Source organism: Peribacillus sp. YIM B13472, assembly GCF_042788005.1.
Lineage (GTDB): Bacteria > Bacillota > Bacilli > Bacillales > DSM-1321 > Peribacillus > Peribacillus simplex_E.
Window position 1 is genome coordinate 1 of sequence record NZ_JBHZPG010000011.1, and the last position, 19,706, is coordinate 19,706.

Consider the following 19,706-nt stretch of genomic DNA (forward strand, 5'->3'; position numbering starts at 1 on the left):
TTAACTTTAGGCGAAAATTCAAAGGGAATTTCAAAAGGGTTTCAGAATTTTTTAATTCCGAACCCCTTTTGTCTACAGTCTGAGTCTTCTTCTTAAAGAAGACTTTTTTTTATTTTATATAACTCAAAGGAGCAGTGAAAACCATGTACAAAACTGAAACATATCTTGCTCAATTAGGAAATCGCAGCGAAACGGCGACAGGAACAGTCAATCCGCCGGTATACTTTTCAACAGCTTTTCGCCATGAAGGAATTGGCCAATCGACGGGATTCGACTACACAAGGACAGGTAATCCAACACGCCAATTATTGGAGCGTTCCATCGCCGATCTGGAAAAAGGCGACCAAGGTTATGCCTGCAGTTCAGGAATGGCCGCCATTTCCACTATCCTTGCCCTTTTTAAATCAGGTGATGCATGGATTGTCAGCGAAGATCTTTATGGCGGTACATATCGTCTGTTAGAACAAGGTTTTAAAAAATGGGGGTTGCAGTGTGACTATGTAAACACTTGTTGTTTGGAGGATATCGAAAAAGCCATCACTCCTCACACGAAAGCCATCTTCATCGAAACTCCCACTAACCCCCTTATGCAGCAAACGGACATTAGCGCTGTTGCCGCATTGGCCAAACAATATAATTTATTGTTAATCGTTGATAACACTTTTTACACGCCTCTTATTCAACAACCCATCCTGCTTGGAGCGGATATCGTGATTCACAGTGCAACCAAGTATCTCGGTGGTCATAATGATGTGCTCGCCGGACTGATCGTTGCTAGCGGCGCTGAATTATGTGATGCACTTGCCTTCCATCATAATGGTACCGGAGCTGTCTTGAGCCCCTTTGATTCTTGGCTGTTGATGCGTGGAATGAAAACCTTGGCATTGCGGATGGAGCGTCATGAAAAGAATGCCAAGATACTTGTAGATTACTTGTCGGAACATGATTGTGTCACGGACGTATTGTATCCCGGCAGAGGCGGCATGATTTCATTCCGTATCATTGATGAATCGGCGGTCAACCCATTTTTACAATCGCTCTCATTAATTTCATTTGCAGAAAGCCTTGGAGGGGTTGAAAGCTTCATCACCTATCCCGCTACACAAACGCATGCCGATATACCGCTTGAAGTCAGAACGGCAAATGGGGTTTGTAACCGTCTGCTCCGCTTCTCTGTTGGCATCGAGGACAGCGATGATTTGATTCAGGACTTACAGCAAGCATTCGCACATGTAAAAAGGGAGGCACTACGATGACAGATCATGATTTTAGCTTTGAGACCAAATTACTTCATAATCAACATAAATTCGATCCAGCAACGGGCGGTGTGAGCGTTCCCATTCAGCACGCATCGACTTTCCATCAATCCGATATCGATCAATTCGGCAAATATGATTACAGCAGAAGCGGTAACCCAACTCGCGAGGCGCTGGAAGATATCATTGCCGAACTTGAGGAAGGCACACACGGCTTTGCCTTTTCATCAGGTATGGCTGCCATTTCAACAGCTTTCCTGCTGTTGTCTGCCGGAGACCATATCGTCATTTCCGAAGATGTGTATGGCGGAACGTTCAGGATGGTCACTAGTGTATTGACGCGTTTCAATATTGAGCATACCTTCGTTGACATGACGGACCTTGAAAGCGTCAAAGCGGCCGTTCAGCCAAATACCAGGGCCATATACATTGAGACGCCTTCAAATCCGTTACTTAAAGTGACCGATATTCAAGCCGTATGTGATATCGCAAAAAAAGCCGGTGCCTTAAGTTTTGTTGATAACACATTCCTGACTCCAGCATTGCAAAAACCACTGAATCTAGGTGCTGATGTTGTCCTTCATAGCGCGACGAAGTTTTTATCCGGACATAGTGATGTGGTAGCTGGGCTTGCAGTAGTGAAAGATCCGGAATTGGCAGCAAGACTCGGTTCCCTCCAAAACTCCTTTGGAGCGGTTCTTGGTGTCCAGGACGCCTGGCTTGTAATGAGAGGTCTGAAAACCTTGTCAGTTAGAATGGAGCACTCCCAAAAAGGGGCAGAAAAGATTGCAGCCTACTTAAAGCAGCAGCCCTTGGTGAAAAAAGTGTATTATCCCGGCCTTTCCGATCATCCACAGCACGCCATCCAGAAAGGCCAGTCACTTGGAGCGGGGGCGGTGCTATCATTTGAATTGGAAAGTGAGGAAGTCTTCCGTTCTTTCGTGAACACTGTCGAGCTCCCTGTTTTTGCCGTAAGCCTTGGAGCGGTCGAATCTATATTATCCTACCCGGCCAAAATGTCCCATGCTGCCATGCCTGATGATGAGAGGGAAAAGCGAGGCATAACGAACAGCTTGCTCCGCCTCTCTGTCGGACTTGAAAATCCGGACGATTTAATAAAGGACTTCGATGCAGCCCTCGTTAATATTGCCAAAGGGGAAGCGATTGCTACAAAATGATTTCAGGATGGGTGCCTCATATACTATGGGCACCCTTTTTCTTAGTATCATTATTAACTCTTTTTCAACCCAGTCATAAAAAAAGACCATCGATTTCCCGATGGCCTGACTCTCATTTCTTCATATTATATTTATCCAGGAAGCGATCCACCCGTCCGCCTTTTTCAGCAAACTTCTGCTTCCCGGTATAAAAGGGGTGCGTATCTGAACTGATTTCCACTTTTAATAATGGATACGTTTGACCGTCTTCCCACTCAATCGTTTCATTTGACGTTTTCGTGGAGCCTGTCAAAAATTTATACCCACTGTTGGTATCCATGAACACCACTTGTCGATAATCGGGATGAATTTCTTGTTTCACTATAATCACCTCATCGTCTGTATAGGTATATCTTAAACGTAATGATTACTATTATCGAAAATTTTGCTTGAAGGGGCCGATTACGGCACCCTCATTATAGTTTGATCTTGATTATCCAACCTTATTCGGGTGTTCAGCCAGCCATGCCTTTATGCGGACCAGCCTGCAGTTCATACATTTGATAATACTTCCCTTTTAACTCCATTAATTCTTCATGTGTACCAAGCTCGGCAATCCGCCCTTTATCCAGTACAAGAATTTGGTCGGCATTTTTTATCGTGGAAAGTCTATGTGCAATGATGAAGGTCGTTCTCCCTTTTTTCAGCACTTCCATTCCCTCCTGGATAATTGCCTCGGTTTCAGTGTCGATGCTTGCTGTCGCTTCATCCAGAATCAATATCGCCGGATTGAATGCAAGAGCACGTGCAAAAGAGATTAGCTGCCGCTGTCCGGATGACAACGTTCCTCCTTTTTCTATCACGGGTTCATCCAACCCTAAAGGAAGATGCTTCAGCACTTTGTCCCCCCCTACATCTCTTAATGATTTTTTAACCATTTCCCTTGTGATCCCTTTATGATTCAGACTGATATTGGAAGCGATGGTGCCAGTAAATAAATAGGGATCCTGAAGGACGATTCCCATATGCTCCCTAAGCGTCTGATGGGGGATATCCAATATATTCGTGCCATCAATTTTGATTTGACCTTCACTACTGTCATAAAAACGGAACAATAAATTCATTATGGAACTTTTTCCTGACCCAGTATGGCCAACTAAAGCGACTGTTTCCCCTTGTTTAGCGGAGAAGGAAATATCCCTTAACACATATTCATTATCTTTATAACCAAAAGAAACATTTTCGAATTGCACATTTCCTTTGTATCTGGACATGTTTTCATCACTGACTGCCACTCCCTGCTCATCCAATAAACTGAATGCCCGCTCCCCTGCAACAAGTGCCTGTTCAAGGTTAGCGAACTGATTGACGATTCCGTGAAGCGGATGAAGCAGGCGGCTGATCAAATCAACAATTGCATACATCATCCCTAAAGAAATGGCTGAACTCGCTGTAAGGGAAATCCCGCCGAAATACCAGACGAATGCCATTAGCGCCAAAACCTTAATGACACCAATCAAGTTTCCGCCCGTCAATGAATTCAAATGGAGCATTTTATTTTGATAGGAATAATGCTCCCGGTTCAGATTTTCAAAAGATTGCTTCGTCTCCCTTTCACGCCCAAATGCCTGGATGATGCTCATTCCAGAAATGGATTCATTAATCATCCCATTAATATCGCTGACCCGTTCCCGAATGATGTGATTATACTTCGAGGCGAATTTACGGTATACCATCGTCCAGATAACGATGATCGGAATAAGTAAAAGACCAATGGTACCGACTCGTGGATCCAGAATATATAAAGCAATTAGAACCCCGAAAATATTAATCGTACTCGAGAAGAAATTGGCGAGCACGGTTACATATAATTCCCGGATCGCTTCCGTATCATTAGTGACCCTGGCTACAACTTTACCCGCTGGCATATTATCGAAATAACGTATCGGCAGACGGGAAATATGAGTAAAAATATCATTTCGCATCTTCTGTATGATTCGGTTCGCCGCTTTCTGTAAATAAAAACTCTGCCCATATTGAAAAATGGAGGAAAGGATGACAAGACTAAAATAAAAAGCCACAAGCTTAATGATCCGCGGAATTTCCGGTTGGTAAAACCGCATAACTTCCTGACTTGTCAATTTCACTGCTTGCGCACGTTGCTCTTTCCCGTCTTTCTTGATGATCAATGATTGGTTCTCAAAGGTTCTGCGCCCCTCGATAGGGACTGCTTCATTTACGAAGACAAATTGATTGCCAACCTGCAGAACATGGACTTCCCTACCTTTCTTCTCACCTTTTGCAAAGTAATCAGCCCGTTTATACCAATTTCCATCATACTTAACAGCATCTTTTCCTTTACCCGCTTCATACCAGGTAGATTCAATGCCAAGTATATGTGAATCGATGATTTTCTTGGCAACGAAAGGACCTGTTAAATCGGCCGCTACCGAAAGTGCCAGCATGATCAGGGCGCCAATGATCAATTTTTTATAAAAGGCAGCATAATTTAAAAGTCTCTTTACGATTTTCATGCCTTCACCTCCGTCCCTTCGTCAACCTGCTGTCGTTCATATTGCTCTCTATACCAGCCATCCTTCAGCAGTAAATCCGCATGAGTCCCCTCTTCGATGATCTCTCCGCTGTCCAACACGATAATTCTGTCCGCGTGCTGAACGGCTGACAAGCGATGGGTTGTGATGATCGTCGTTTTCCCTGCACGTTCATTTTGGATATTTTCGATGATTGTCGTTTCCGTTTTTGCATCTACAGCGGATAAGGAATCATCCAATATAAGGATTTCCGGATTTTTGATCAGTGCCCTGGCAATCGAGATTCTCTGCTTTTGACCTCCAGATAGCGCGACACCCTTCTCACCGACGAGTGTCTCAAGACGGTTGGGCAGCATCATTAAGTCCTTCTCAAAATCCGCAAGCCGGATAGCTTCAGCCAGTTCCTCTTCCGTTGCATCCATTTTACCGAATAAGATATTTTCCCTAACAGATTTCGAGAATAAAAAATGGTCCTGTGGAACGTAGCCGATCCATTTACGAATATCTTCAAGTTTCAGTTGCTCCAGCGGCATGCCTGCAAAAGCGATTTCACCTGTTCCTAAAGGATATTCCCGCAGCAATTGCTTCACGAATGTCGTTTTTCCACTTCCCGTTTTCCCCACTATCCCCAATGTTTGACCCCGCTCAAGCTGAACGGAAATATTGGATAGATTCACAACCGTTGAGGAAGGGTATGTAAAATACACTGAATTGAAATGGAGATTTCCCGGTTTTTGAATACTCTTCAGACCCAATGAATTTTTCACATCCGCTTCATATGAAAGGGTATCCTGAACACGATCTAGCGAAGCATTTCCCCTTTGCATGACATTGATCAGCTCACCCACCGCTATCATCGGCCAAATTAACATGCCTAGGTACACATTGAACGAAACAAGTCCGCCAAGCGTTATGGCCTGTTGAAACACAAGATAAGCCCCGTAGCCCAACCCGATTAAATAACTGATGCCGATGATAATGCTGATTGTCGGATCAAAGAGGGCGTCGATTCTTGCCACGGCTAGATTTTTGCGATATACATCCTCTGTCATTTCATCAAATCGCTTTTCATCTTCCCGTTCCTGGACATAGGCCCGGATAACACGGACACCCGAAATGGATTCCAGGACCTTGTCATTTAAAGTACCAAAGGCTGCTTGTGCATCCGTAAAACGCTTGTAAATTTTCTTCACGTAAATTTGCATCATCACTGCCATGATCGGAAGCGGCAGCACCGCCGCAATCGTCAACTGCCAGCTGACCGTGGCTCCCATCATGACTACAACCGTAATAGTGAACAGCACCGAGTCAACGAGCGTCAATATCCCAAAACCCGCAGTGAGGGATATTGCCTTTAAATCATTGGTTGCCCTTGCCATTAAATCCCCTGTACGGTTTTTTTCATAAAACGTCGGCGTCATTTTCAGCAAATGGCCCATAAATCCGGACCTTAGCTTTCGTTCGACCAGGTTTCCGCCGCCGAATAACAGATAACTCCATAAGTAACCAAATAGGTAACTGCCGCTCAGTACCATGAGCAAATAAATAACGTATTTCATGACCCCTTCCTGTGTCATGCTGCCATTGTTCATATCATCGATGGCATTCCCGACGAGTTTTGGCGGGATAACCTCCAGGATATTCACCAGACACAGAAATAAAATCGCCAAGGTATAACGCCGCCACTGTTCTTTAAAGAACCAGGACAGCTTTTTAAAAATCGCAAACATGAATTCCCCTCCCTTTTGTTCAAACCTTTCACTCGCTAACCGCTTTCTGGATCTCCGGGCTGCAATAAGATTTCCAATGTCTTTCGTCTCATTTAAAATTCCTCCTATCTTTTATATGGAAAGGATGCTAATGCACCTTTACCCCAAATGCCAAAAAGCCCCCGCCAATTAGCGGAAGCTTTTTTTAGATGCGTAATAACACATATAAAAGCGCAGGCCGCAAAAACTCCACACCTGCGCTTTAAAATGATCAATGAACACTTTGAATCCTTTGTCTAGAAAGACAAGGTCCCAGGGCAGGAGGACGTATGATATTCAATTGTGACATCACTGTGCTTAACTGATTTAGTCATGACGTTCGCCTCCTTTTTTTAATAATTATTGGTAATATTTAACTTACGTTTAAAGATTACTACGTTTACATATTTTTGTCAATTGCGACTTTTCTAGATTATTGCTGGATAATCCTTTATTCTTATAAGGATGACGTAACCTAAGGAGGTTCAGCATATGCAATGGAGAAAATATATACTCCTAGCGGTTCCCTTTTTATTTTCATCCATTTTCATCTTATTTGCCGTACCGGTCCAATATAGATTTTTAACCTTCATTCCTGTGTTTCTTTTCTGGATAGTTTATTATATTTTATTGTACTGGGAAAAGAAGAAGAAAAATAATTGATGACATCACCTTTAGGGCGTTGCAAATGCAACGCCCCTTTCTTGACGGCTCTGCATATAATGATCGAAAAACATTCGTGGTGATTGTATGCTTTCCCAATATTTGCAGAAGCTGATGGGCAAACACCCTGTCAAAACAAAACCCATCAGCGATGCTGAAAGATATGACACGCTAAAATCCCGTTTACAAAAAGAGCTCTTTCAGCCTTTTGATGAGTCAAAAGCTTTTTTTCCTGAGGAAACCTCCCTTATAAAAAGCATTCGAACCGAGACGGCTGCCTTGAACCGGAACAATATTACAAGAACACAAGCATATCTTGCCTTTTACAATCGTAATCCAGAGATTCATTGGGCCTTTTTAGCACATATGGTTTCGAGGAATGGAGGATACCATATGACTGACTTGAAAAGTTCAACCATGACCCATCTCCTTGACAGAGCCGAACGGCAGAAATTTTTCCTGTTCCTTGAGCGCGCCAATTCAGCCATATTTGCAGATGCCTTCCCCCAGCTTCTTTTATATGAACATTCTAAACAAAATGAACTTCCGCTAAGAAGGTATTTACCAGTATTCCGCATTTCAAGATTCATGGCCCCGATTTGGGAATCTTTCATCGAAGATCCCCATTCACCCCTTTTGACAACGGCCCTCATCATTAATGAACAAAGAATGCTTCAGGAAAGGATCTTAAAGCGCACCCGTCATGGTGAAATCCTCCGCAGGCTTGATTTTCAGCTTCAGGAGTACTTAGGCTTCATGAAAGTGATCTTTCCTTATGCAAACAAGCAAAAAGGACTTCATAACTTGACAGGCCTTACCGTCGAACGCTTTGCCGACCCGAAACAGCGTATTGAAACGGGGAAAATATTATATGGGCTTCTTTTTCAGCATCCGGCGGTTTTTCGCGGTGTTGGCCAATTTACAAAAGAGATTCCCCACACTGGTTCCAGAGAGGATTACTGGGGAAGCATATATACCTCTGATGCATCCGCGTCAAAAGATGATAAAGTCTACAGCCCCACTCTACATGATGCATGGGAAGATCAACTTTTCTTTCCTCCCCACTCTTTTGATTGGTTCACGAATGAAAGCTTCATAGAAGATTTACGAAGTACACCGATCATTAAAAAGGCGGACCTGACCAACGAGGTGCTCGAAAATGTCAAGCAGCTGAAAACCCTTAACGGAATGAAAGCCATTTTCTAGCATAAAGCCTCTTACTTTGAATATCCCATCCCCCATTTGGTAAGAATGGTTAGCAAAAAGAATGGGTGAATCAAATGAGAGGCATTGTACTATTGAATCCACATTACAAAATCGGGGATTTACATACGAATGAAAGCTTTGCAATCCAAAAGATTATGACGGACAAGTATATAGAAGAGAAGAATATTTCCCCGGTCATACTGAATCCGTATCAAATCCATCCTTATTACACCATCCCGCATGAGCTTCTACTCAATTTACAAAATAAAAAAACGGGTCAAATCGATTGCCTGGTGCTTCACTCTCTGGAAACGATCGAACGTTTCATCTATATATACCCTGAAAAATGGCTTGAGCTTTGCGGATATTTCATAGAGATTATCAGCGTCACGACTCAAACTCCCGTTAAGAAATATGAAGCAAATTAATGCTTAAAAATCATGGTACTAAAGTCATTGTGAATGGACTCCAAAGATTAAAGTCATTAATTGTTCATTCATTTACTTTGTGAGCTCCCCTTTTTACATGAGCGACTCATATATACATCTCTCCCCATGATTGTCGCGTGCCGCTTCGCCCTCTCTTTATCTATTAAAACCCCTTCGGACTCATTGGCCTTTATATCAATTTTCCCAATTATAAGATTACTAGGAATTATATAGCTCCAAAACATTCTTTTGGAAATATAGATAAATTTACGGATAAAGCCTAGAAAAATAAGTTAATTTTATATATCATTGGAGATAGGAATTTTCTTATTTTTTACTTTTACTAGAAAGGAATGTTACTGATGGCCAAAGAAAAAAAGAAAAAAACCCCAATTCCTTTCCGACTGAACTTTATGTTCTTTTTAATATTCATTTTGTTTTCAAGTCTAATCATCCGGCTTGGTATCGTCCAAATCGTGTATGGGGATGATTACCTTCGAGAAGTGGACAGAACGGAAAACGATGTGGCCAATACCCCCGTTCCCCGTGGCAAGATGTATGACCGTAACTTGAATCCGGTCGTTGATAATGAGCCACGTAATGCCATCACTTATACGAAATACCCGAATACGAAAACAGCCGATATGGTGAAGACGGCAGAGGTCCTCGCTACCTTGATAGAAAAAGATACCAAAAAGGTAACCCTGCCGGATAAAAAGGATTTTTGGATTTTAAAACATCCGAAAGAAGCCGATGCCTTGATTACCAAGGCCGAGAAGAAGAAAGTAATCGAAAAAAAACTGGAGCAAAAAGATTTATACAAACTTCAAATGGAACGGGTAACCGATGAGAATATCAATGAATTCTCCAAGGATGAATTGGAAGTGATCGCCATCTTCCGGGAATTCAATAGCGGCTATGCCCTCGCACCGTCGATTGTGAAGAATAAAGATGTCACCACTAAGGAATTCGCCAGGGTCAGCGAACATTTGGATGAAATGCCAGGCGTGGACGTAACGACGGATTGGGAAAGGACCTATAAGTATGATGAGACCCTCCGCTCGGTTCTTGGCAAGGTCTCTTCTTCCGAAGAAGGCATTCCCAGTGAAAATATTGACTATTATCTGGCACGCGACTATACCAGGAATGACCGGGTCGGAAAAAGTTATATCGAAAAACAATATGAAGATGTCCTGCGCGGTCAAAAGACGCGGATTGAAAATGTGCTGAGCAAAGGGGAAGTCATCAAAACGAATACCCTCACTGAAGGGCAAAGCGGTAAAGACTTGGTCCTGACAATTGATATGGAGCTGCAGCAACAGGTTGAAAAAATCATCGAAAATGAATTGCGCAGAACTAAGGCTAGGGGAAATACCTACTTATTGGATCGTGCCTTCGTCGTTTTAATGGACCCGAATACAGGCGAGGTGATTACGATGGCCGGCAGGCAATACGGCCGCAACAGTAAAACCGGATTGACCGAAATGAACGATTTCGCCCTTGGAAACATTACGACCTCCTATACGATGGGGTCATCTGTTAAAGGGGCTACGGTCTACACGGGCTTTCAGACAGGAGCCATCGCACCAGGGTCAGCATTTCATGACCATCCACTTTTATTAGCTGGTGCCGAACCAAAAAAATCTTATAGCCCTTTAGGATATGTAACGGATGTATCCGCTTTAAAAAAATCGTCGAATGTTTATATGTTCATGACGGCGATCAGAATTGCCGGCGGTCATTATATCCCTCATCGACCGTTAGGAATCAACCGGGAAGCTTATGCCATCATGCGGAATCATTATGCCCAATTCGGCTTGGGTGTCCGTACCGGCATCGACCTGCCTAATGAATCCGTAGGGTTTAAAGGCGTCGACATGTCTACAGATGGATTACTGCTGGATTTATCGATTGGCCAGTATGATACATATACACCAATGCAATTGGCACAGTACGTTTCGACGATTGCAAATGGCGGAAAAAGGCTTGAGCCACATATGGTTAAGGAAATCAGGAATCCATCCAACGAACACAATGAATTGGGCAGCGTCTTTAAAACAATGAGTCCCAAAGTGTTAAACGATTTAGGTGGGAAAGACGTTTGGATCCAGCGTGTCCAGGAAGGATTCAGGCAGGTTGCCCAGGAGCCAGGCGGGACGGCATATAAATATTTCGGCGGCAAATCCTACCGTGCGGCAGCAAAAACGGGGACTGCCGAGGCCTTTTACGATGGACCGCGGAGGAATCAATATAGCGCGCCAGTCCCGACTATCAATCTGACACTTGTAGGTTATGCACCTCACAATAATCCGGAAGTGGCATTCTCTGTCGTCGTGCCATGGGTGTATCAAGGCAAGCCCTCTGATGATATTAACAAACGGATCGGGCGGGACGTAATGGACGCCTACTTTAAATTGAAGGAAAAAAGAGCAAAAGGTGAATCTGATGCAGATAAGGCAGTAGAAAGCACTCAATGATAATTACAAAAAAAGGCCTGCTCGATTACGAGCAGGCCTTTTTTGATGCTCCATTTATTCGAGCTTTTGAACGAATTCCTTATATAGAGCCCTAAGTGCATCTCCTCTGCTGATGATGCCGACGACTTTATCATTTTTGTCCACGACGGGGATTTTCTTGAAATGATGCTTGGAAAGGACCTTTATCAATTCATCTAACGGATCTTCGGGGGAAAGCTTTGTTATCCTTTTATTTTTAATGATTTGTGAGACTTTATCATGCATTTTGGATGTAACCTTTTCATCCAATTCTTCACCGGGAAGAACCGTAATGTATGTGAAATACCCCATGATGGCTTCTTCTGCAGGTGTCAAATAACGAAGGATATCCCCGTCCGTAACCATTCCCAATAGCCTATCATGTTCATCCACGACCGGTACCCCGCCCACTTTATTTTCGATTAAGATTCGCAGAATTTCCTTTAATGTAAAATTCGGACGGGCTACATAGACTTCCCTTATCATGAAATCCTTAACTAACATATTACCACCCCTTTATTATGTTTGGACGTTCTGTATTCATCTCTCTCCTCTACTAATAATACCCTTACTTACTCTATTTAAAAACCGTTGCCGCCTGAACTGCCTTTTTCCAGCCAGTATATAAATCCTTCCGTTCCTGTTCTTCCATCTTAGGTTCGAATTTCTTATCGGCGGCCCATAGCTTTGAAATCTCTTCCTGGCTTTCCCAATACCCGACAGCGAGTCCAGCCAAATACGCTGCGCCTAACGCTGTCGTTTCACTAATAACCGGTCTTTCGACGGGGACATTCAGGAGACCGCTTTGAAATTCCATCAAGAAGTTGTTTTTGACAACCCCGCCATCGACCCTCAATGACTTTAGGTTAATCCCTGAATCGACTTCCATGGCGCTAAGGACATCTTTTGTCTGGTAAGCTAACGCTTCCAATGTTGCCCGGACGAAATGCTCCTTCGATGTCCCCCTTGTCAGTCCGAATACAGCTCCCCTGACATCACTATCCCAGTAAGGGGTGCCTAATCCAACAAATGCGGGGACTACATAGACTCCATCGGCTGAAGTGACCCGCAAAGCATACTTTTCACTGTCTTTCGGATCATGCAAGAGTTTCAGCCCATCCCTTAACCATTGTATGGCCGAACCTGCGACAAAAATACTGCCTTCCAAGGCATATTCGACTTTTCCTTTCAGTCCCCATGCAATCGTGGTCAACAGGCCATGCTCTGATTTCACTGCCTTTTCTCCTGTATTCATCAGCATAAAGCATCCGGTGCCATACGTATTCTTGGCCATTCCTTTTTCAAAGCATTCTTGGCCGAACAAAGCTGCCTGTTGATCTCCAGCTGCTCCGGCAATCGGGATTTCGTGTCCAAAGAAATGGTGTGGCGCTGTTTTCCCGTATATCTCTGATGAAGAGCGAACATCCGGGAGCATCGTTTGCGGCACTTGCAGGATTTCCAGCAGCTCTTCGTCCCACTTCAGGTCATGAATGTTATACATCAGCGTCCTTGAAGCATTCGAATAATCGGTTATATGTGCTTTACCACCCGAAAGTTTCCATATCAGCCACGTATCGATCGTACCAAACAATAAGTCTCCGTTTTCAGCCTTTTCCCGTGCCCCATCTACATGGTCGAGAATCCATTTCACCTTTGTACCGGAAAAATAAGCATCAATCAACAAACCGGTTTTCTGCAAAAATAAGTCATCGAGACCCTCATCCTTCAAATGAGTGCAAATTTCGCTTGTCTGCCGGGATTGCCAGACGATGGCATGATGGATAGGCAGACCTGTTTCCTTATCCCATACCACGGTCGTCTCCCGTTGATTCGTTATGCCAATTCCAGCGATTTGTTCCGGCTTTACATTCATTTCCGAAAGGCAGGACGCGATTACCGATAAAATGGAACCCCAAATTTCATTGGCGTTATGCTCCACCCATCCAGGATTCGGAAAATATTGGGTGAATTCCTTTTGCGCAATATGCAAGACTTCCCCGCTTTTATTAAATAAAATGGCCCGCGAACTTGTCGTTCCCTGGTCCAATGATAATATGTAAGTCTCCATGGTTGTCTCCCCCTACACTTAAGATTACGTTTCATTTCAGCTTAAGTGTCATGCTGTTTTTCTTTCTTCATTTTACTAGATATACCCTTGAAAACAAAAAATATATAAATTACGGCGGAAAACGAAAAATATTGGCAGGTTAAGAGTTTATCTTTTACAATGAAAACAAGGCGGATAGGAGGAATGGAAAATGAATAACCATGAAATAGATTTTAAAATATATGGAGATGACATGCAGTTTGTTGAAGTGGAATTGGACCCTCGGGAAACGGTGATTGCCGAAGCTGGAAGTTTAATGATGATGGAAGATCGAATCAAGATGGAAACCATCTTTGGCGATGGGTCTTCGAATGGCGACAGCGGAATGATGGGTAAGCTATTCGGTGCCGGGAAACGGCTCCTTACTGGTGAGAGTCTTTTCATGACGGCTTTTACGAATGAAGGACGAGATAAAAAACACGTTTCATTCGCCTCGCCTTATCCAGGTAAAATCATCCCGATGGATTTAAGCGAGCTCGGCGGGAAAATCATATGTCAAAAAGACGCTTTCCTGGCGGCAGCAAAAGGCGTTTCGGTCGGAATTGAGTTTCAGAGAAAAATAGGGGCAGGCTTCTTTGGCGGTGAAGGCTTCATCATGCAAAAACTTGAAGGAGATGGAATGACCTTCGTTCATGCCGGCGGTACGATCCATAAAAAAGAATTGGCAGCAGGAGAGATTTTACGCGTCGATACAGGATGTTTAGTGGCAATGACTAGCGGGGTAGATTATAATATTGAATCTGTAAAAGGCGTGAAAACCGCTTTATTCGGGGGCGAAGGTTTATTCTTTGCAACATTAAAAGGACCCGGAACCGTATGGGTGCAATCATTGCCATTCAGCCGGCTTGCCAGCCGTGTATTTGCTGCAGCGCCGCAAAATGGAGGATCATCCGAAGAAGGCAGCGTAGCTAGAGGCTTATTCAATTTATTCAACGATAAATAAGAACCGACCAATGGCTGCCATCCTGGCAGTCATTGATCTCTTTTGAAAAGGATGGGTAGCTACATGCAGCTTGTTAAGTGGTCCTACATGAGACGCTATAATATCAGGGCAATTTTTGATCAATTCCCGAATTCGCCTGTTATTTTCCGAAAAATAAGAGATTACTATTTTGTTTATACCGTTCACTGGACAGCTGCCGATGCCCCTATCGGCATAAAGGAGCTTGAAGAAATGGAACAGCTGCTCAACCGTGAGCTCGGAACTGAACTGCAATATCTCTATCGGAAAAAATGAGTTACTCCTCGTACATCATTTTTCTTGTCATGCCTCCATCCACGATAAGATCCGCACCTGTAACGAAATCATTTTCCGTTGCCGTCAAATAAAGACAGGCCCTTGCAATGTCTTCCGGTTTGCCAACCCGATTGGAAAAATGCTGCTGATGATCTTTATCCCTCAGCGAGTCATAATCTCCCGTTTCAATCCATCCCGGAGAAATCGAATTGACCGTAATTTTCTCTTTGCCTAAAGAAGCGGCAAGTGCATGTGTCAGTGCTTTGATCCCTCCTTTTGTCGCGGCATAGGATTCCGAATCCGGCTCAGACATTATCGCTCTGGTTGATGCTATATTGATGATTGCACCGCCCTTTTCATTTTTCCGCATCGATTCTGTGGCTGCCCGGGAACAAAGGAAAACACTGCGCAAATTCGTATTCATCATATCGTCCCATTCCTCAATCGTCAGATCATAAAGCGATTTGAATAATGCCTTTCCTGCATTATTGATTAATATATCAATGGACTTATATGTTTTTAAAGTTACATCCATCAAATGTTGGATGTCAGCCTCCTTACGTACATCCGTTTTAACGAACATGGCTTCATGACCGTTACTTTTGAGCTCTTCCACATACAGAACACCTTCACGCTCGTCCAAATCTGCGAGAACGACAGAAGCGCCGCTTTCTGCATATCCCTTTGCCACGCCTCTCCCTATACCATTCGAAGCGCCTGTTACAATCACCGTTTTATTTGCGAATCCCATTATTCCATCACCACTTTCACAGATTTGTCCCTATCATAATATCCAATTCGCTTCACTTCAAACATTTCCACGACTGATCAACTAATCCTTTTCCTTATCATCAAAAATCTGCAGACCCTTATATTTTTGTAGCGGCCCTAAAGTGATGTATGATAGATAATAACAACAAGAATGAACCACGGTGAAAGGCATCCGCCATTATCTTTCTTACAGTGTGAAAATTTATATTGGAGGAATGTAAAAATGGACTTATTAAAAAATGTGTTTTCTTTAGGATTAGGTGCTGCCGCTGCTACAAAAGAGCAAATTGAAAAAGCAGTGGACTCTCTTGTGAAAAAAGGCGATATCTCAAAAGAAGATTCCAAGGTTCTTATTAAGCAATGGGTCGAAAAAGGGGAACAAGCCCAAAAGCAGCTGGATGTTTCCGTCATGGCCAAAGTCAACCAAGCGATCAATGGCCTAAACTTGGCAACTAAAGAAGAAGTTCAGGAATTGGAACGCCGTATCGCGATTTTGGAAAAACAGAACCAAAACATACAATCCTAATCAGGAGGTACTTGAATGTTTCGCAAGCGACTGAAACACGCACATCGTTACCAAGAAATCATTAATGCCTTCTTGAAAAATGGTTTTGGTTACTTCATCTATCGTCTGGGATTATCCGAGAGCAAAGCTGCATCGAAACTCCAACCCGATGAAAACCTGAACCTCCGCTCAATTGGAGTGCGGCTGCATACGATATTACAAAGCTTGGGACCTACATTCATTAAACTTGGTCAGATTGCAAGTACGAGGCGTGATTTCGTTCCTGACGAAATCGTCCGCGAACTTGAAAAGCTACAGGACCAGGTCACCCCCTTTCCATTTGAGAGGGTTCGCAAAATTGTCGAAGCCGAATTGGGTGATTCTTTGGAAAACATTTTTCTTGAATTTCATGAAACCCCACTTGCAACCGCTTCGATTGGGCAGGTCCATACGGCACGGCTTCCATCACAGGAAGTCGTAGCAATCAAAGTGCAGCGGCCCGATATCCTGCCGACTGTGGAAACGGATTTGGAAATTCTCGATGATTTGGCAAGACTAATGGAAGCACGCATATCTTGGGCAAGACGCTACCAAATCAGAAAAATGATTGATGAATTCGCTAAATCACTCCGTGCAGAACTCGATTATAACTCCGAGGGACGAAACGGGGAAAGAATAGCCAAGCAATTCATCGATGATCAAGGGTTTAAGGTACCAAGGATCCATTGGGAGTTTTCCACAAAAAGGGTCCTGACGATGGATTTCATTCAAGGAATTAAGATCAATCATTATAAACAGCTTGATGAAGAAGGTTATGATCGCCGGCAAATCGCGGAAAGATTAGCGAATTCCATGCTTCAGCAAATATTGATCGATGGCTTTTACCACGGCGATCCCCACCCTGGCAATATCATCATTTTGCCCGGGAATGTCGTTGCACTCATGGATTTCGGAATGGTGGGACGGCTGGAGGAAGAAACGAAGTTTCAATTCGCCTCGCTTGTCATTAATCTGAAACGAGGCAGCACCAATGGATTGATCAAGACGCTTTCAGAGATGGGCCTCCTGACGGACGAAATCGACATGGCACCATTAAGAGGGGATATCGATGAACTGCGAAATAAATATTATGATATCCCATTGAGCCAAATCAGCTTAGGCGGAGCTGTCAATGACCTGTTCACGGTTGCCAATCGGCATCAAGTCCAAATCCCTCCCGAATTCACGATGCTCGGCAAGGCTTTGCTTACCATGGAGGCCATTGTAGAAGGATTAGATCCGAATTTCAGCATTATGAAGGCAGCTGAACCTTTTGGGGAAAGGCTTTTTAAGGAACGCTACAATCCCAAAAACATTGCGAAGAACGCCTGGAATCAATTCATCGAGTCTGCTGAAGCCATTGCCGAATTGCCCAAGGATATCAGGGAAGTGACAGGTATCATTAAAAAAGGGAAATTGCGGCTCGATATCAACATTCCCGAACTCCAAGTTTTTTTACATAAGCTTGATCAAATCTCGAACCGGCTGTCTTTCAGTATTATCCTGCTAGCATTCAGCATAATCATGGTCGGTCTCATTATCGGCTCTGCAATAGGCGGGGAAACCTTGATCCTATGGAAGATACCGGTTATCGAGATTGGATTTGTCGTTGCAACCCTGATGTTCTTACTTATGCTCTACACCATATTCAGATCCGGAAAAATGTAAACATAAGAAAAAGGGGTTCGGATTGGTCTCCGAACCATGATTTTTTAAAACATACTAGGTTCTCCTTCATGTTTTTTTACTGTTATATAAATGAGACCCTTGTAAAATTGAAGAAATTTGCGACACTCCTGCCGAATAACTGGCTAGCCAAGACCCCACAGGCGTTTGCTTTGATGAGGCTTGGCTCAGTCCGAGGAAATGAAGTTTGTTTCTTAAAGTAAGTTCGCCAACAGTCTGAAGGGAACCCTTATAGTAAGGGAATTCCCTTTTTTCTTGATTTCATTCATTTGTTATTTATCCGACGTTCATAAGAGACGGCATACGCACTATGGCGAAAATGCAAGATTCGGTCTTCCGAGCATTCGATTCCTTCAGGAATATTGGTTGGATCAAACATTAAAGTATCTTTAAACACTGCCGATTTTCTGGAAATCATTAAATGCCCTATCGTGATTACCTGTTTATCTTCCGACCAAGCTGTGGTTGGATCGTCAGTAGGGTCATTTTCCCCTCCTATTTGGATGTTCAATTTAAAGCCCACCGGACCTTGCTTGAGCCTCTCTTCCATTTCTTCATCCAGATACTCCGGCGAATGCTTGGCCACCTCCTTTTTTTCTAGCATACTAAGGCCGGCATCAGGTACCCACTCGTACTTGATGGCCTGCCGCCTTCCTTCCGCATTAATGAAATAGAATGCATGAATGGAGTAATATTGACACGTTGAGAAACTGGCTGGAGAACGCATTTCTTTAAGCATTTGCAGGCTTGCCTTGCTTTCAGGGTATTTCCACAGGATTTTTGCAAGCTCTTTCAGATTGGGGAAACCTTCTTTGACAGACTTGAAAAAGTCAGCAATATCAACAAACGCTTCCGGTGTTTTCGCAAAGAATAACGGAATGGTCACAGTAATAAGATCTGATTCCTCTCCATTCGGCAATTGAAACTTGACGGCCATGCCCTTTACAGGGGAAATGGCATCAGGATGGCTTGGAATAGGCGAGCTATTTGAAAACCGAATGATCACCGGCACAGCTTCATCCTGAAGATGCGGAGCCACCGTTAATGGGGATGCTTTTCCGTTTGGGGTAAAAACCCCCTCATAAACATATCCCCTTGCATGCGCACGCCGATAACCAGGATGTGTTCCAGCTACATTTTCAATCACATTAACTGCTTCTCTGGCTAGTTCAGGTTTATAGTCTTCCGTTCCCTCCATAATGCCTCACCCACCTTTTCAGATTCGAATCCATTATTACATGTACCCCTTATTCCAATAGCTTATTCTAATTGAATCACCGAAAGCATTAATCGCCAAAAAAACACCTGGAAATATCCAGGCGCTGCACACATCATGTTAGAAAAAAATACTCATTCCACTTCCCGCTCCACCTGGGAAAGGATCACATGGGTAACGGTTGCCGCAAACGGAATGGTCCGATTGATGAATTCCTCCACTTCTTCAAGACTCTCACTGTGGATTTTCAGCATAAAGCAAGCCTGCCCGGCAATTCGATAACAAAAGTCAACATTCGGCACCTTGGAGATATACTTTTTGAATTTCTCATATTCCCCATTTTTTATCGTCGCTTCCACGATACACTCAATTGGAAAACCGATCTTTTTATGATCAATCTCGGCAACATACCCTTTAATGATCCCGAACGACTCCATTTGCCGTACCCGTTCGGCAACAGTGGGAGCGGAGAGGTTTACTTTCTTTGCCAATTCCCTCATGGAAATTCGGCTATTCAATGTTAATTCAGCAAGGATGCTCTGGTCTTTTTCATCAATTTTCATTATATAAATATTTACCTTCCTTTCTTTACATTTATTCAATATTAAACCGCAATGCTTTACAAACGGAATTAAAATTC

The 19,706-nt window shown here is 43.4% G+C and carries 17 protein-coding genes; 9 read left to right on the plus strand and 8 right to left on the minus strand.

The genetic code is table 11. The features are described 5' to 3' along the window. The first annotated feature begins 143 nt into the window (after window positions 1–143). A complete protein-coding gene (locus ACFX4I_RS10945) occupies window positions 144–1,256 on the plus strand; it encodes a methionine biosynthesis PLP-dependent protein (RefSeq protein ID WP_230300981.1) in 1,113 nt (370 codons plus the stop codon). After that, window positions 1,253–2,434, plus strand: coding sequence for a cystathionine beta-lyase (gene metC, locus ACFX4I_RS10950; protein ID WP_377420565.1), 1,182 nt, complete (start codon window positions 1,253–1,255; stop codon window positions 2,432–2,434). The genes ACFX4I_RS10945 and metC overlap by 4 nt, the downstream gene beginning before the upstream one ends. A 112-nt stretch (window positions 2,435–2,546) precedes the next feature. Here the strand turns inward: metC and ACFX4I_RS10955 are convergent, their stop codons facing one another. The 3 genes from ACFX4I_RS10955 to ACFX4I_RS10965 all read right to left on the minus strand — a co-directional run bounded on the left by ACFX4I_RS10955 (window position 2,547) and on the right by ACFX4I_RS10965 (window position 6,695). After that, a complete protein-coding gene (locus tag ACFX4I_RS10955) occupies window positions 2,547–2,795 on the minus strand; it encodes a type B 50S ribosomal protein L31 (RefSeq protein ID WP_061461980.1) in 249 nt (82 codons plus the stop codon). A 133-nt stretch (window positions 2,796–2,928) separates the two neighbouring features. Then, entirely contained in the window at window positions 2,929–4,947 is a 2,019-nt protein-coding gene (locus ACFX4I_RS10960) for an ABC transporter ATP-binding protein (protein WP_377420567.1), read from the minus strand. Then, the gene (locus ACFX4I_RS10965) at window positions 4,944–6,695 is read right to left on the minus strand and encodes an ABC transporter ATP-binding protein (protein ID WP_377420569.1); all 1,752 of its coding nucleotides are present in this window, start codon (window positions 6,693–6,695) and stop codon (window positions 4,944–4,946) included. Before ACFX4I_RS10965 ends, ACFX4I_RS10960 begins: the two co-directional genes overlap by 4 nt. A 768-nt stretch (window positions 6,696–7,463) precedes the next feature. Here ACFX4I_RS10965 and ACFX4I_RS10970 point away from each other — a divergent pair. The 3 genes from ACFX4I_RS10970 (at window position 7,464) to ACFX4I_RS10980 (ending at window position 11,487) form a co-directional block, all read left to right on the plus strand. Continuing rightward, window positions 7,464–8,582 carry a DUF2515 family protein gene (locus tag ACFX4I_RS10970; RefSeq protein WP_377420571.1) on the plus strand — a complete coding sequence of 373 codons (1,119 nt, stop codon included), beginning with the start codon at window positions 7,464–7,466 and terminating at the stop codon, window positions 8,580–8,582. 74 nt (window positions 8,583–8,656) lie between these two features. After that, window positions 8,657–9,010, plus strand: a complete 354-nt coding sequence (locus ACFX4I_RS10975; protein ID WP_377420573.1) for a hypothetical protein — start codon at window positions 8,657–8,659, stop codon at window positions 9,008–9,010. A 362-nt stretch (window positions 9,011–9,372) separates the two neighbouring features. Beyond that, a complete protein-coding gene (locus ACFX4I_RS10980; RefSeq protein ID WP_377420575.1) occupies window positions 9,373–11,487 on the plus strand; it encodes a peptidoglycan D,D-transpeptidase FtsI family protein in 2,115 nt (704 codons plus the stop codon). A gap of 54 nt (window positions 11,488–11,541) precedes the next feature. On the opposite strand, the gene ACFX4I_RS10985 is transcribed toward ACFX4I_RS10980, so the two are convergent. Next, on the minus strand, window positions 11,542–12,009 hold the full coding sequence (locus ACFX4I_RS10985) for a CBS domain-containing protein (RefSeq protein ID WP_230300989.1): 468 nt from the start codon (window positions 12,007–12,009) through the stop codon (window positions 11,542–11,544). A gap of 73 nt (window positions 12,010–12,082) precedes the next feature. After that, complete coding sequence (gene glpK / locus ACFX4I_RS10990; protein WP_377420577.1) at window positions 12,083–13,573, minus strand: glycerol kinase GlpK; 1,491 nt, start codon at window positions 13,571–13,573, stop codon at window positions 12,083–12,085. Between the two features lie 190 nt (window positions 13,574–13,763). Here glpK and ACFX4I_RS10995 point away from each other — a divergent pair, with 190 nt between their 5' ends. Then, complete coding sequence (locus tag ACFX4I_RS10995) at window positions 13,764–14,555, plus strand: TIGR00266 family protein (RefSeq protein WP_377420579.1); 792 nt, start codon at window positions 13,764–13,766, stop codon at window positions 14,553–14,555. A 63-nt stretch (window positions 14,556–14,618) separates the two neighbouring features. Continuing rightward, window positions 14,619–14,849: a hypothetical protein gene (locus ACFX4I_RS11000; protein ID WP_054397303.1), complete on the plus strand. Its 231-nt coding sequence runs from the start codon at window positions 14,619–14,621 to the stop codon at window positions 14,847–14,849. A gap of 1 nt (window position 14,850) precedes the next feature. Here the strand turns inward: ACFX4I_RS11000 and ACFX4I_RS11005 are convergent, their stop codons facing one another. Beyond that, entirely contained in the window at window positions 14,851–15,600 is a 750-nt protein-coding gene (locus tag ACFX4I_RS11005; protein WP_377420581.1) for a glucose 1-dehydrogenase, read from the minus strand. Window positions 15,601–15,843: 243 nt separating this feature from the next. Here ACFX4I_RS11005 and ACFX4I_RS11010 point away from each other — a divergent pair, with 243 nt between their 5' ends. Next, on the plus strand, window positions 15,844–16,146 hold the full coding sequence (locus ACFX4I_RS11010) for a phasin family protein (RefSeq protein WP_309519143.1): 303 nt from the start codon (window positions 15,844–15,846) through the stop codon (window positions 16,144–16,146). A 15-nt stretch (window positions 16,147–16,161) separates the two neighbouring features. Continuing rightward, window positions 16,162–17,832 (plus strand): ABC1 kinase family protein, encoded by a 1,671-nt coding sequence (locus ACFX4I_RS11015; protein ID WP_377420583.1) that lies wholly within the window; start codon window positions 16,162–16,164, stop codon window positions 17,830–17,832. Window positions 17,833–18,115: 283 nt separating this feature from the next. Here ACFX4I_RS11015 and ACFX4I_RS11020 read toward each other — a convergent pair whose 3' ends face one another. Further along, complete coding sequence (locus tag ACFX4I_RS11020) at window positions 18,116–19,048, minus strand: catalase family peroxidase (RefSeq protein WP_377420585.1); 933 nt, start codon at window positions 19,046–19,048, stop codon at window positions 18,116–18,118. 152 nt (window positions 19,049–19,200) lie between these two features. Then, window positions 19,201–19,629 (minus strand): Lrp/AsnC family transcriptional regulator, encoded by a 429-nt coding sequence (locus tag ACFX4I_RS11025; RefSeq protein ID WP_230300994.1) that lies wholly within the window; start codon window positions 19,627–19,629, stop codon window positions 19,201–19,203. Window positions 19,630–19,706 lie beyond the last annotated feature (77 nt).

What these genes read in the sequence shown, in the direction of transcription:
- ACFX4I_RS10945 (WP_230300981.1), top strand. Translation starts at nt 144, where the DNA reads ATGTACAAAACTGAAACATATCTTGCTCAATTAGGAAATCGCAGCGAA.
- metC (WP_377420565.1), top strand. Translation starts at nt 1,253, where the DNA reads ATGACAGATCATGATTTTAGCTTTGAGACCAAATTACTTCATAATCAA.
- ACFX4I_RS10960 (WP_377420567.1), bottom strand. Translation starts at nt 4,947, where the DNA reads ATGAAAATCGTAAAGAGACTTTTAAATTATGCTGCCTTTTATAAAAAA.
- ACFX4I_RS10965 (WP_377420569.1), bottom strand. Translation starts at nt 6,695, where the DNA reads ATGTTTGCGATTTTTAAAAAGCTGTCCTGGTTCTTTAAAGAACAGTGG.
- ACFX4I_RS10970 (WP_377420571.1), top strand. Translation starts at nt 7,464, where the DNA reads ATGCTTTCCCAATATTTGCAGAAGCTGATGGGCAAACACCCTGTCAAA.
- ACFX4I_RS10975 (WP_377420573.1), top strand. Translation starts at nt 8,657, where the DNA reads ATGAGAGGCATTGTACTATTGAATCCACATTACAAAATCGGGGATTTA.
- ACFX4I_RS10980 (WP_377420575.1), top strand. Translation starts at nt 9,373, where the DNA reads ATGGCCAAAGAAAAAAAGAAAAAAACCCCAATTCCTTTCCGACTGAAC.
- ACFX4I_RS10985 (WP_230300989.1), bottom strand. Translation starts at nt 12,009, where the DNA reads ATGTTAGTTAAGGATTTCATGATAAGGGAAGTCTATGTAGCCCGTCCG.
- glpK (WP_377420577.1), bottom strand. Translation starts at nt 13,573, where the DNA reads ATGGAGACTTACATATTATCATTGGACCAGGGAACGACAAGTTCGCGG.
- ACFX4I_RS10995 (WP_377420579.1), top strand. Translation starts at nt 13,764, where the DNA reads ATGAATAACCATGAAATAGATTTTAAAATATATGGAGATGACATGCAG.
- ACFX4I_RS11000 (WP_054397303.1), top strand. Translation starts at nt 14,619, where the DNA reads ATGCAGCTTGTTAAGTGGTCCTACATGAGACGCTATAATATCAGGGCA.
- ACFX4I_RS11005 (WP_377420581.1), bottom strand. Translation starts at nt 15,600, where the DNA reads ATGGGATTCGCAAATAAAACGGTGATTGTAACAGGCGCTTCGAATGGT.
- ACFX4I_RS11010 (WP_309519143.1), top strand. Translation starts at nt 15,844, where the DNA reads ATGGACTTATTAAAAAATGTGTTTTCTTTAGGATTAGGTGCTGCCGCT.
- ACFX4I_RS11015 (WP_377420583.1), top strand. Translation starts at nt 16,162, where the DNA reads ATGTTTCGCAAGCGACTGAAACACGCACATCGTTACCAAGAAATCATT.
- ACFX4I_RS11020 (WP_377420585.1), bottom strand. Translation starts at nt 19,048, where the DNA reads ATGGAGGGAACGGAAGACTATAAACCTGAACTAGCCAGAGAAGCAGTT.
- ACFX4I_RS11025 (WP_230300994.1), bottom strand. Translation starts at nt 19,629, where the DNA reads ATGAAAATTGATGAAAAAGACCAGAGCATCCTTGCTGAATTAACATTG.